General features: G+C 42.2%; 16 protein-coding genes and 2 pseudogenes. 1 reads left to right on the top strand and 17 read right to left on the bottom strand.

From position 1 onward, the window contains the following. Nucleotides 1–166 precede the first annotated feature (166 nt). The 10 genes and pseudogenes from PSI23_RS18675 to PSI23_RS18725 form a co-directional block, all read right to left on the bottom strand. Nucleotides 167–310, bottom strand: a complete 144-nt coding sequence (locus PSI23_RS18675) for a hypothetical protein (protein ID WP_273556487.1) — start codon at nucleotides 308–310, stop codon at nucleotides 167–169. Between the two features lies 1 nt (nucleotide 311). Further along, nucleotides 312–521: a helix-turn-helix transcriptional regulator gene (locus tag PSI23_RS18680; RefSeq protein WP_273556488.1), complete on the bottom strand. Its 210-nt coding sequence runs from the start codon at nucleotides 519–521 to the stop codon at nucleotides 312–314. 272 nt (nucleotides 522–793) lie between these two features. Further along, entirely contained in the window at nucleotides 794–1213 is a 420-nt protein-coding gene (locus PSI23_RS18685) for a hypothetical protein (protein WP_273556489.1), read from the bottom strand. Nucleotides 1214–1312: 99 nt separating this feature from the next. Continuing rightward, a complete protein-coding gene (locus tag PSI23_RS18690) occupies nucleotides 1313–1876 on the bottom strand; it encodes a hypothetical protein (RefSeq protein WP_273556490.1) in 564 nt (187 codons plus the stop codon). After that, on the bottom strand, nucleotides 1873–2064 hold the full coding sequence (locus PSI23_RS18695; RefSeq protein ID WP_273556491.1) for a hypothetical protein: 192 nt from the start codon (nucleotides 2062–2064) through the stop codon (nucleotides 1873–1875). Before PSI23_RS18695 ends, PSI23_RS18690 begins: the two co-directional genes overlap by 4 nt. Further along, entirely contained in the window at nucleotides 2057–2656 is a 600-nt protein-coding gene (locus tag PSI23_RS18700) for a host cell division inhibitor Icd-like protein (protein WP_306309633.1), read from the bottom strand. The genes PSI23_RS18695 and PSI23_RS18700 overlap by 8 nt, the downstream gene beginning before the upstream one ends. Continuing rightward, nucleotides 2623–3434, bottom strand: a pseudogene (locus tag PSI23_RS18705) (antA/AntB antirepressor family protein). The gene PSI23_RS18700 and the pseudogene PSI23_RS18705 overlap by 34 nt, the downstream one beginning before the upstream one ends. A 7-nt stretch (nucleotides 3435–3441) precedes the next feature. Next, the gene (locus PSI23_RS18715; RefSeq protein WP_273556494.1) at nucleotides 3442–3579 is read right to left on the bottom strand and encodes a hypothetical protein; all 138 of its coding nucleotides are present in this window, start codon (nucleotides 3577–3579) and stop codon (nucleotides 3442–3444) included. Continuing rightward, nucleotides 3572–3790 carry a helix-turn-helix transcriptional regulator gene (locus PSI23_RS18720; RefSeq protein ID WP_038217067.1) on the bottom strand — a complete coding sequence of 73 codons (219 nt, stop codon included), beginning with the start codon at nucleotides 3788–3790 and terminating at the stop codon, nucleotides 3572–3574. Before PSI23_RS18720 ends, PSI23_RS18715 begins: the two co-directional genes overlap by 8 nt. Before the next feature lie 90 nt (nucleotides 3791–3880). After that, nucleotides 3881–4201, bottom strand: coding sequence for a hypothetical protein (locus PSI23_RS18725; protein ID WP_273556495.1), 321 nt, complete (start codon nucleotides 4199–4201; stop codon nucleotides 3881–3883). A 209-nt stretch (nucleotides 4202–4410) separates the two neighbouring features. Between PSI23_RS18725 and PSI23_RS18730 the strand changes: the two genes are divergently transcribed. Then, complete coding sequence (locus PSI23_RS18730) at nucleotides 4411–4629, top strand: hypothetical protein (protein ID WP_273556496.1); 219 nt, start codon at nucleotides 4411–4413, stop codon at nucleotides 4627–4629. 697 nt (nucleotides 4630–5326) lie between these two features. Here the strand turns inward: PSI23_RS18730 and PSI23_RS18735 are convergent. The 7 genes and pseudogenes from PSI23_RS18735 to PSI23_RS18755 all read right to left on the bottom strand — a co-directional run bounded on the left by PSI23_RS18735 (nucleotide 5327) and on the right by PSI23_RS18755 (nucleotide 12630). Continuing rightward, on the bottom strand, nucleotides 5327–5755 hold the full coding sequence (locus PSI23_RS18735; protein ID WP_273556497.1) for an antiterminator Q family protein: 429 nt from the start codon (nucleotides 5753–5755) through the stop codon (nucleotides 5327–5329). Between the two features lie 821 nt (nucleotides 5756–6576). After that, nucleotides 6577–6984, bottom strand: coding sequence for a hypothetical protein (locus tag PSI23_RS18740; RefSeq protein ID WP_273556498.1), 408 nt, complete (start codon nucleotides 6982–6984; stop codon nucleotides 6577–6579). 21 nt (nucleotides 6985–7005) lie between these two features. Then, nucleotides 7006–7200 carry a phage baseplate plug family protein gene (locus tag PSI23_RS23265; RefSeq protein WP_373567355.1) on the bottom strand — a complete coding sequence of 65 codons (195 nt, stop codon included), beginning with the start codon at nucleotides 7198–7200 and terminating at the stop codon, nucleotides 7006–7008. Between the two features lie 14 nt (nucleotides 7201–7214). Next, a pseudogene (locus tag PSI23_RS23500) lies at nucleotides 7215–7307 on the bottom strand (phage baseplate protein); the annotation flags it as partial. A gap of 2 nt (nucleotides 7308–7309) precedes the next feature. Continuing rightward, nucleotides 7310–9175, bottom strand: coding sequence for a lytic transglycosylase domain-containing protein (locus PSI23_RS18745; RefSeq protein WP_273556499.1), 1866 nt, complete (start codon nucleotides 9173–9175; stop codon nucleotides 7310–7312). 35 nt (nucleotides 9176–9210) lie between these two features. Further along, a complete protein-coding gene (locus PSI23_RS18750; RefSeq protein WP_273556500.1) occupies nucleotides 9211–9534 on the bottom strand; it encodes a hypothetical protein in 324 nt (107 codons plus the stop codon). A 2553-nt stretch (nucleotides 9535–12087) separates the two neighbouring features. Beyond that, nucleotides 12088–12630, bottom strand: coding sequence for a hypothetical protein (locus PSI23_RS18755; RefSeq protein WP_273556501.1), 543 nt, complete (start codon nucleotides 12628–12630; stop codon nucleotides 12088–12090). Nucleotides 12631–12819 lie beyond the last annotated feature (189 nt).

Consider the following 12819-nt stretch of genomic DNA (forward strand, 5'->3'; position numbering starts at 1 on the left):
ATCGCCCTCGTAAAACACGAGATTACAAAACACCGAATGAGTTATTTAAAGGAGTACCCACTCATTTACTTCGTTCATTACGGTGTTGCGCTTAATATGTGAATCCAAGCTTGCTTTTTATTTTCCCGACGTTCTGTGGCAGCAATACGGCGACGCACAGTGCGGTTTACATAAACTTTATCAATAAATGTCCACCACAATCACGCTGGTTAGTTAAATCAGAGGGAAGTGTGTCACCTTTAATGGAATTACAACGTTGCATAATGGCAATATGATCATTTTTGGAACGGGATAGACTTCTTTTAGCCATTTTATTTATCCTCCTGCTCACGTGTATTAAGACGAGACTCTATATACTCATTAACTTCACTTGCTGCCCATCCGACACGCCTTAACCCCAATTTCACAGATTTGGGAAACTCAGGGGTTCTTTTTAAAAACTCATGAAAGCTACTATCAGATTTATAGTGCAGCGCCGCTTTAACTTCTTTTTTAGTCAGCATCAATTCACTAATGCTCATTGCATATTCTCCTGCATTAAACAGTCATAAACGGATATAAACGCAAGCAACATAGCCACTAACGAAATAACAAATAAGTCCTTTACATGTGCAGGCTGTAATACTGAAATACACTCTGCATGCGCAGGCTGTAATACCAAAACACAGAGAGCCAATATGTAATTTTCCACATACTGGCCTTTATTCCGTGGAGGGGTTATTTGTATTCCATTTTAATTTATGGTTTCTTTTCCCGTTCGCGTTTATAACCGTTATTACCCAGTTATCGTCCCCTACTTATCTTGTACGCCCATCTTTTCAAGCCCATCAGCCCACAGTAAGCTCAAGATTGTTTGACTCTTGTCCGTTGTCTGGTTCGCAACCAGATAAGCAAGAAAATCACTGTCTACAGGGTCGCAGGGCACCGGGATATGACCTAGCTGTATCAAATTTGCCGAACGTACTGTTTTACCGCCATCGTCGGAGGTATACATTATGGGGTTCTGGTCAATTATCAGGTGCACCAACATGCACCAGCGATGAGGCGCTGGCGTTTCATGCGTTTTATATTCATCGGCGAAAGGCTCGCGCAGATGATAACGACAATCAGGGTTTTTAACGAACCATGCAAAATCTGATCTTGCCGTTGGGGACATATGCGCAGCCTTGACTTCCATTGAATCGGAAAAGTCTTTTAACTGTTTACGCGGCATAACTCCTCCTTTTAGTGCTATTCTGCTGAGTCTTACAATCGTTAACTGGTTCAGCTACAAAGCTGGTGGATTTAGCGTGTTCAGCTATTGAGATGCTCATCAGTGCAAAACCTCCGGCTTATTGAAAGCCATCTGAGGTATACCCTCTTCGATAAAGCTACGGTGCAGTTCGAACAGCACTTCTCGACCAAAATCCGACAGTGACAGCCCTTGACCAAGGGAACCCGTCAGCATTTGCTGGTAGAAAATACTGGCGTTTTTTATTCCCTGTTCGTGGCCGAATCGCTCAATCAGCGCACCTTCAACGTTATTCGCCAGCGCGGAACGCTCACTTGATAGGAAAAGCGGTAAAACAATAGGGGAACTTTCCAGCGAGAAGATCGGCTTACCGTGATGCTTTTTCCTTTGCTCTGTGACCCATACATGCGCCACCATCCAACGGAAGAAACGAATGTCATCAATAGGTTCCCCAGCGGGAAGAGTTTTCAGCCACGCCATCAGTAGCTGGAAAGCTAAGACCCCCTGCTCGTCCCAGTCACCTCTATTCGCTCGGTCTAAAATTGTGGTAACAGGCAGTGAAATAACGATCTCTTCTTTGCCGTTTTCTTGCTGGTGGTACAGAGTCACAATGCCATTCACTATGACAGAACGGTAATTACTCATTGCTCACCCCCATTAGTAGTACCGACATGCGTCTGTGCCAGTAGCTGGGTATAGGACAGTAAGTCCGCCACTAAAGCACTTGCCTCGGGATCTAAGCGCAGGAACTCCACGGATTTAAGAAATACCGCAATAGGCTCCATCAGGTCGGCAGGATGGGCATAGATATTTGCTAATGAACGATCAGACATGGCGCACCTCCTGAACAGGCAAGCGACCAGCGAAGAACAGGACGAAATCACGGGAAAGTACAGAGCGAGCGCAATGCTCATCGGGTGCAATAGCTTCTATACGGCAAGGTGTGGCGGTTTCATCTGCACGTTTAACGCTCAGAAAGACGAATTTGAAATGAGTTGGAGTAGGGATAGTCGCCATAGTTGCGATCTCCGTGTGAACTTTTACGAAGTCACCACCGGAGGTTCCAATCTCTGAAAGGGTGGTGACGCTAACAGGGTTGGAACTACTGGCGTACACGGAAACCAGCCTACCTTTCGGTAGCCCTGCTAGCATCACCATAGAATACGTATAGGCGAATAACACCTTAAATGAAAGGTGCTGCGATGCTAGGACACAAAAAAAGACGCTTGGCGCGTCATGTGTCGCCGTGTAGTTCTTATTCAGGGTTCCAATCCTGACACCAGATTTTGCTGGTGCAGGGTCAATATAGCCAATGTTTGATAACAAAGTAAAGAGACAATGATCACTATTTCCGTGACAGCTCTCACTTATAGGTTCAAAAAATTCAATATTCATGCGTTCGCCTCCATGCGCTGAGCTAACCATTTCTGAGATAGACCCATTAGCTTGTTCTTACGGGCGAGGTAGTCCATACCTAGCTCAATCAGTGTTGTGTTGGTCTGCTCTAAATAAGAAAGGTGCTCAAGCTGTAACTCGCTCATGGCATCACGCGGATTGCCAATAACACCGTGTTGTTGCACCCATTGCTTAGCTGTCATCCCTGCCAGAACAATACGGCTCAGCATGTTTGATTCATTGGAGTAATGGCGTGGAAGTGTGGTTTTTCCCTGTTCCATACGCGCCAGTTCCAACGCTAAGCACATAGGCTTAAAGTAGTTCGCTACTTTTAAGCGTGATTTCAGTTCATTGCGTAGCTGTTGGGTAATGGTTGGTTCTACTTGATGTAATGCCTCCTCACACTTAATAAAATACTGGCGGATTAAACGTCCTTGCTCGGTACGCTCAACCATGCCAAGCTCTTTAGCCATGTTGAAAGTTATTAAATAGTCGTGCTTCATCTGCTGTCTAGATTTTGTGCTACTCAAATTTGAGTCACTCAAAGTTTCTGCAACTTGATAATCAATACCCTGGGTAAAGCCATATTCGTTTATGCGGCGCTTGATCCAGTCCGTCAGTCTGGTTTCTATACCAAGAGTTTCTGTAGTGCTTTCGCGCTGACACAGTTAATCCCCTGCCCGTTAATATTGCTTTGAATAACGGGCAATACTTCGGCAAATGTAGTGGCGGTAATATCGCCCATCTTGAATTTAGAGCGAGTTTGTCCGGTGGCACTTAAGCCACTTTTTAAATGTTCCATGTTTATTACTCCGTTATTCGGTAGGGTACAGCGGCAAAATTAATTCAGCTTGCGATGTTAGACATGCCCGTATATCCACCAGCAAAGGTAAGAGGGTGAATTGTCGGGCAGGGGATACCGCAAAGATATCATTACGATACAGCTTACCCATTGTTCGCCGCTCCTAAGCGCTCATCCAAGCGTGACGCAATAATGCGCTTGTTAATCCACGCATCGATTTCACTTTCGATAAATGCAGAAGCACGGGCGCCGGTCTTTATCTGCTTGGGGAATTTCCCTTCGGAAATGTACTTGTATACCGTAGACTTGCCTAAACCAGTACGGCGACAAACTTCGGGTAATCTGATAAGAGAGTGTTGCATAAATAATAGCCTTCCTCGATTGTTATTGATCGGTACGAGAGGAAGACTATTACTTTGTGTAGGTGAGGTGGCGGAGTTTTTAAAAACTCCTTATGTTCTTACTTCGGCTTTTTTGAGCCAAGCTATTAACGTTTTATCGTCAAGATCGGGGTCGATATCAATATTAGCTTTAAAGACTATTTTTTTCCGTAATGATGATATGCTTCCTTTAAAATCGTCATCATTACAGCCATGGGATCTTAGCAGGGAAACAATAAATTTGCTTTGCTTTGCAGTTCCTTTAATTCTTTTTGGTGCAGGTTTTTCAGTGGCGTTAACTAACTCACGATATAACAAATCATAAATCTTACGAACTTCTTCTCGGGGCAAACATAAATTGTAGGTACCCAAGGTTTCACAAGTCCGCTGCATGTGATATTGCCCCTGATCGCAATCTATGCAGTAATGGGGGATACCTTGCAGTATAAACGCCTCATCCTTGAGCAAGCTGTATATTTGCAGCTTGATTATATTTCAATGGGTTATATTGATTCCGTATCACATACGGAATTAAGTTAATTCAGTAAGTTACGGCTTGACATAGCTACAGTGGAGTTTACTATAGGGTTGCTAAATTCATCGTGTTACTTTCTGCATTAGAGTTAGGGGTTGCCAGAGCCTTTAATCCATTCCCAAAGATTGACGATTTAGAAGCCCCGTTGATTGCCACTGTCGGGGTTTCGCTTTTTATACCGCACCTAACCAAACTCGGCGTTTCACAGTATTTGAACTTTATCAATGGGTTGCATACCCTGCGAGCTAAACCCGAAAAAGGACTTCGTATTGCCCATAATACCTGAGATTTGACCCTGCGAGTTGGTGGAGCCGTTCGCGTTGGTTGTCTGGCAATGGAAGGGCTTTCGATCATTAAACTCTCAATGCTGAACTGGACAAATTCGCCCTGTTACCGTGGAAGCCATATATCAGGTCTATTTCTAAGGACTCATAGGATCTCAAGACAAACCCGAGAAAATAATCAGTCAGATACCGAGTGTATACTTAATGAGGCGACCCCCATGTTGATTTGAGTATCATCGAAGCCACCCCCGTCCACGATAATTTTCAGAGTAAAGCACACATCAATGCTGGAGCCCACCAATTATCTGATACGCACTTGCCTATACAAGCAAAATACTCTGCATCTGTTTGCTGAGGACTACAAATAAGAGCAGTTGCCTGAACAGGAACAAGTAGAAAATAAGACGCACATAACGCGCCAACCAGATATTTTTTCATCTTCTTCGCCCTCTGTTATTACTAATATTATTTTCCATAACAGTGACAAATTAACTCAACTTATTGATAAAATAATAAATTCATTTTTTACGCGATAGATACATAAACATTTATGCCTTTGTCAGTTAGAGAAAATAACCACAACAATAAATACTACCTAATAATAATCATTTCAATAATTATTATTATAATAAAAAGCAATAATGGAAGATTACTTATGAATTTTAAGATGCAACGCAGTCGCAATATATAGGTTTTTCACTATTGTGCGCTCAATGCTGAACTGTGCTTTTCTGCGTAGTTACCGTGAAAGCCATAGATTAGGTCAATTTCTAAAGGTTCGTCTAGAACCTCCAGACACCCAAGAATAAAACTTTCGGCCACCAGCATTCGCTTTCTAACCTCGCTCTCACTGAGCTTGAACTTGCGGCCAATTGCACGTTTGGATATGCCTTTAACGTAGTGGTCTTCAATAAAGTAACATTCCTGAGACATACCGACGTTACGCAGCTTGGCAACACAGCCATCAATGACCATGCCGTCCTCGTCACTGCACGATAACTTGTTGTTGCGGGTATAAGTCACCGCGTCTTTAAACCCGGCGGAAACTGACTTCCAGCCAATATTAACTCTACCTTGCACTACCCACCCGCCCCAATGCGATAGTATTTTTTGCATGTCTCTGTACATGGTTTTTTATCCGCCTCAAACGCACTAGTTAACAAGTACATAATATCATCGCTGGTGGATAAGGGGAAATGTGGCCAAGAGTAGATGGTCAAGATTTTAAAAGGCTTTTACTCCATTGGAGTAAAGGACAATTCATGATCCAAATTTGGATGATAATGATTTTCAAAGGCTTTTTTCAATTCTCGCGAATCGCGATAATTAATTCTTATCAAGAAGTTACCGGGGAGTTTCTCAGTCGTGCAGTGGACGGGCAAGATATAATGACGCAGATTTGCGTCATTAATATAATCAAAGGGTTAACTATCGTTACTCAGATTTGAGTTACTAATATAATCAAAAGGTTATCGGCTATTTTAGAACCAAGTGAAAGATATTCACTCGGTTTTTGTGCAGCAATGGTGATGGAAATTTCCATCATCAATAAAACCAATAACTTACTGATTTAGTTTAATTATACCGATTAGGTAGAATCAAAAGCCCCTTGCTTTTACCTGCCGGGATATCGGTAATTCCCCCGGCACAATGGGCTTATCTAGTTGATATTGTTCGTAAACCAGACTTGCTTTACGGTTAACCTATTGATTCTGCTAATGAAGCGGGTTTTGGATCATGGTCAAGATTTTGACCATCTCTGGTAGTTGATGCAACTGGGAATATTTTTCCAGTTCAGCTATGGGCTATATAACTCACTGATTAAACTTAATTCTAGCCAGACGCTAGAATCGAAAGCCCCTTAACGGGGCTGATTACAATTTCAACACCAACATTTAGCTTGTTGATACTTGACAATTGGTAATTGTGATATTCATACCATCTTCACCTTACTTAACTGCATAAGCAATTTGATTTGCTTTAGAAATCAAAGCATAAGCCCTTTTCTTGCTTAGTTTTTTATCAATGGGTATGTATGATGATAGGGTTGATGATGCTTTATGCAGTCGTAAAATCGGCATTTTAAGTGCCTCCGTTCGCTCACCGCTGGCGGTAAAAAGCTGCATTATTATCTCTTTTTTATTCTCATCTCCCGCAATAATCATTGCGGCCTTGCCTAACATTCCCATACCAAGAGCACGCTCATACTCTTGCTGTAGCGGGTATACATTACATACATATACTCCATTAATAACGTAGTAACGCATTTGGGAATCTACACCAACCCCATTATTTTTATCAGCAATAGCACCCATCGAGACAAGTAATAGAGCTATACACGCAATCCTCTTTAACATTCGTCACCTCACAGAATGGCTTTAAGATGAAACAAAGTATAACCTATGGGTCTTGCCTAGTTCTTCTCCCTTTGTTTCATTGCGGGAACCGTGATTTACAAAAAATAGTTCCCCATTGAACCCTAAATAGCTATGCTGTTCCGATATATCCCCGCCAAAAACTAAAGGGATACCCATTACTATTGGCTCACTGTTGGGATGCATAATGTCTAAAATCCATCGCGCGCAGTTGAGTCAATGTGCTTCTCAGAGATCACCACGCTAGGTACTATCATCTCAATTTGTCTCGTATTCTGAGAAAATAACGTCGATAAAATATCCATAATCAGCTCATCTTAGTTTGTAGACTGCGCACTAATATTGCGTTATTACGCTGCACTGCTTCACCAGTAAGCGCTGCCGCTTCATGAGGAGACTCTACTCCGCTCACATGGATCGTAAGGTGTTGCTCTATTGTGGGTTGATTGGGTTGGTTATTGGCTAATAACTCCAACCGTTTAGGCGTGTAACCCGTGTGACTCAGCATGTTAGTGATATTCGCTGTAGCGTTATCGAGCGTCTTAGGATCCATATGACCCAACATGTTGCCGATATTCGCCATCGCGTTACCAAGCATTCGGGGGTCGAAATTAAAACTGCTGTTTTTAGCCAGTGCTGTCCCGTTCATGTTTTTTCTGACTTTGGGAATATAGTTGCGTGTTTCAGCGGGCATTTTATCCATACCGATCTTCTGCACGTTCCCGATACCCCAGTTATACGAAGCAAGCGCCTTATCCAAGTCCCCGCTGTGCGTTTTCAGCAAACTACTCAGCATCTTGGCCGCCGCCTCTGCCGATTTATGAGGGTCGAAAACATCATTGCCCGTCAAACCATAACCTTTAGCGGTGGAGTCAATGAATTGGAACAGCCCCTTTGCGGTACCGTATTTCGTATTGGGGCCAATTGCTTTTGGATTTCCCGCTGATTCCGTCATAGCAACACCATGCAATAAACCCGAAGGTAAGTTATGGCGCTTTTCCAAGGCAGTGAAAGTATCAGACATCGAATTCAGCAACGCTTTCCCGCTTGTCTGGTTATTGTCTTTGGATGGTGCACCCCACAACCATTCAGGGAACAGGTACTTATTTACCTTATCGTTTGCCCAATTATATAACCCGAAACCAATACTGCTTTTCGTATTATCTAAAACAATGCCACCTGCTTGTTTAAGCGAGGAGAGCGCCCCACTAAAGTCACCGTCAATGACCTGTCTCATGGCATCAACCAGATAAGTCAAAAAGGTAATGCTGTTCTTAATCGACTTGATTAAACTGTCGAAGAAAGCCTGACCCGAGAACTGGCTAAAGTCTATGCCAATCAGCTTTCCAAACTCAGCGATTAGCGGGGACAGTGACTTCCACAGACCCGAAAACGACTTACCCAGTTCCTTAACTGACCCCCATAAACCCGAAAACGTCTCTTCTAGTTCACCCAATGCATTGAGCGCATAGTTAATCGCCGGCTCCCATTTGCTCCAATCAATCAGCGACTCACCACCTTCTTTCCATGTCTGGTAATCGTCATATAACAGAAACAGCGCTGCCGCCAGTGCCATGATGATTCCGATAGGAGAAGCGAGGAATCCGGCATTCAGCGCCCACCATGCGGCAAGCATGGCACTATACGTTTTAATCAGGTTCTTACAGCCTTCGTCTAATTTCTTCCACCAGCCGATCAGGTCTTGGATACCCTTAGCACCGCGATAGACCAATTGACCGAGCATTTCAGACATTGTGAGGATGGCTTTCACCACCGACATAATGACTTTTTCAATGGTTGGCCAGTGTTTGAGTATCAGGCTGGTGAGTTTCTCGATACTGGGCGTCAATGCTCGGGCAAGCTCACCGCCGATCTTGTCTTTAGCCGTCCCCATGACCGCTTTCAATTTATAGAACTCAGTCATGAAGGCATTGGCGTTTTTAGCGGCGGCGGTGGGGTTATAGCCCATGGTTTTCATCATCCGCTGATAATCAGAGGCATAACCGCCAATCCCCCGGCGCATCGCCATCAGGGTGTTTTCATCAATGCCGAGGATGCCAGCATACTGATTCGCCCTATACTGTGGCATGGCTGACAACCGTTCGCCGACCAACGCCACCAGCGAGGCGGTATCGTGCAGTTTGCCGTTAGTATCACGGGTCTGAATACCCATGTTACGCAGGAAGCCTTCGCCCCCTGGATTATTCCTTAAAAAACTGGCGAACCCTCCAGCGACGAATTTAACCCGTCTACACTACCGCCCGCCTGACTGACCGCATAGCCTAATGATTTAATCTGCTCGGCTGTACCGCCTATAGGTTGTGCCTGCCAGTACAATTTATCAAGCCCACTGGCAACCTGAGCCGTAAAGCCCACAACGGCAAGCGCAGCGCCTTCCACGGTGGCACCTAATTTAAGAACATTGCCAGTGACGCCTGCCACTATCGTACTAAATTTCTTCTCACCCGCGCCGTCTACCTCAAAACCCAGTGAGATTAGAAAGTCGCGGATAGTCTCTGCATTATTGCTCATCACGCCGCCTTATTACGTATGAGGGTACAAAGGAATGCTAATTTTTTAGCTGAGGTATAATCAGATATAAGCCAGTTTCTGTAGATAAAATATACCAGATTACCCCACTAAGAACACAAAATTCAGGGAAACGGGAGTTTTTCTGACACCTTTAATAGCAAGGCTTATCAGGTAAGCAAACACTAACAAGTCTATTTTTTAGCCGAAAGGTACAGAAAACTACAGTTTAAAAAATCATCAGTCAGAACGTAGTATTTCACCATCAAAGATAAGCTTGATAAACTAATCCCTTACCCTCCTATAAACTAAATAATATCGATTACAAACTATGCAAAACGGACTTGTTAAATTAGCGGCTGATACACGTTTCATATTAGAGAAAAATCGTAATAAGATATCAAATATGGAATTAGATTATTTTAGTGCTTTCCCTACCAATACTTGCCAACTCACTTCTGTACTCCTCGGCTTAACAGTGAAAAAGTTTTTCCCCAGTTCAAGTATCAATATTATATTAGGCAGTGATAAAAAAATAAGGAACATCATTATTGGCTAGAAATTGACAAAAAAGTCTATGACCTGACTGTAGACCAATTTATACCTTGGATGGATGAACAATATAATTGCCCTGATAAACCTATTTATGCTGAAAAGAAGCACCCTCTGGAAAAATACTTTTTCTACAAAAAACGTTTTTCTCCAATAGAAGCTTTCACAATCTGTTGTAGCGAGCATGTTAATGTTAAAAGTGCTATTAACGTATATGATTTTTTGATCGTAGAACTTAAAAAACTCGGATGGGATAAGCCAGGGAGCTGATACATAAGGCGGAATTCTGCCTTAACTCTCTGATTAAGTTTAATTGCTCCGTTTCGGAGGAATCAGCACATTACCCGTAGCTCAATATCGCGTTACGGTTAACCATTTGATTTTAATAATGATTAAAATGAGATCATCTCTGGGAGCAAAGTGCGCTGCCGAACGGTTCAATGAACTATGGGCTAGTAATAAAGCGAGCCGCCTCCATTCAAAATTTTTCACATAACACTACACCAAACTACAGATAAATATTAACAGCCCCTAAACTACATCAAACTACTGGACTCGAAAGTCAAGATGCCAAGCCCGGCGAAAAATCCATAATGGATGGAGTAGCCAGATAGAAAAGAGACGTACTTATAGGAATTTTTCACTCCCTGCCCTAAGTAGGAATTACTGCTTTGGCCTAAGCGGAGATACCCACTTAGCCCTACCGACAAATTTGGCGGCTGTTTGCCGCTGGTAAAAGACGTTGTGCATTTCCGAGGAGGGGGGTTATCGAAGCATCGGGACGCCTATATTAGGTGCTGTCCCACTTTTGTCCCTAGTTTTTACTGAGTACATAATTTTAAAATAAGTATAACTATATAATAAATATAATATATTTATATTATATAAATACATAAGGGACAGTGGGACACGTATAAATGCTATTTATAAAAACAAAAACATACACCTAATCCCCTCCTCGGTTAAAAAGCAATCGTAAATGTTTTTGGTAGTAGGTTTAGTAGTAAAAGACCAACAACCAAAACATAAATATCTTATTTATTATATAGTTAATAAACCAGATCAACTCCCGCCAGGAATCAGGACAACAACTTGAAAAACAGCCAGTTAGCAAAGTTGAGTAGTCACTGTCATGACAGTAAATGGACTTAAAAGTGCACGTAAAATGCACGTGAAGTAAAATTTAAGACACCTCAGATCTTCCCCTCCGAGGTGTTTTTGTTTATAACCAATATGTTTCTGTTTGTAAGAAAGTGTAACAAAAATACATGCCATTCTTGCCCGTTTTGGGTCTGATTTTTCCCTCAGTTCATCCTTCTTAAAATTTATATTGAAGAACGGTCATCATTATTTTATTCAAAAAATTCACTGCTAAAATGCCCCGCTGAACCAGTACATTTCTGTACATATAAACAGTATTTTAAAATATTCAAATTTTTTGATAATATTTGGCGATCAGATACACTTTTGCCAAAGAAGAGTCCAAGTGAGGATGAGAAGCCACTATCACTACAGACCAGAAATTCACCCCATAACATCTGAAGTACCTACACAAATAAAAGGTATTGCGGAAATCACAATACCCAAGATGGGATATCACACCTTGCGGCAACTATAGGGATTTCCGCAATGGTTGGGTAACTCATTGATTTGTCCGAGGTGGTCACTTTGACCAGATGTCAAATATGGCGTCTGGATGTTTATCAATGAGTTATCGTCAAAGTGGGAATTCCCACTTAGATGGGCTTTCAAATCCCAATTGGCGCGATCAGCCAAAAATTTGTCCGATTGGAACTGAGCCAAAGTGAGGACCTCGACTACAGGTTGGTATGTTAAACGTACAGGGCTGTTTTAACCTACCCACGAGGAGGAGTCTCTGAAATCGGAGCCTCCTTAAACTAAAGGAATCCCTATACAGGAATTAAAGGTGAGATTTCTCACCTTTGTATAGTTAATTTCAATTCCTTAAGAGACAAATGATCATATTTAAAGCTCGGCGCATTTCTACTGTGCAAAGACTATATTTATCTTATCGGGTACAGAAACGCCGACACTCCCTGTCTTTGTCATATGGCAATTATTCAGATCTGGACAATAATTAAGGCAATCCTCCATTGCACATTTTGCATATTTAATTAGATTGTTACAGGTGCTCGTAACTGCCGCATGCCAGTGATCTCCCCAGTAGAAAGTGACACTCAATTGCATTAAACAGGGTTCAGGGTCTGTGCTGGCGGGATTATATGTATGACTCACTGCCCAGATTATCTTTTTTTGTATCCAAAAGCATTTACCAAGACCAGAGTTAATGTCCTCAACGGTCATGTTATATTTATTGCTAACACTGAAATTTAATGGACCTGCGCTAGCCATACATGCGTCATTTATTTTGGATAAATGAGTGAGACCAGAATTGGAGTTAAGCTGATAAACCTCTCCAGACGGCCTTGCCGGATTTGAAAATGTTATATCATATTTCTGCCAGGCCAAAGCTGGCTGTATGATTAAAGATAAAATTGTTAAAACGATACTAAATAAGATTTTCATATTACCCCCTTTTAATGAAATCGTTCAATTATTACTTCATCATTAATGGAGTTCTGAAATGATAGTTTCTATATCATATATACCAATCGCCATTGAAGATGCTTGATTTATCCCCCAAACCAGACCATGCTTGCAACCATGAAAATTCATCTGACACCAGAACAAAAACGTGCCCTCGAATTGATGCAT

It is taken from the genome of Xenorhabdus yunnanensis (assembly GCF_028598805.1).
GTDB lineage: Bacteria > Pseudomonadota > Gammaproteobacteria > Enterobacterales > Enterobacteriaceae > Xenorhabdus > Xenorhabdus yunnanensis.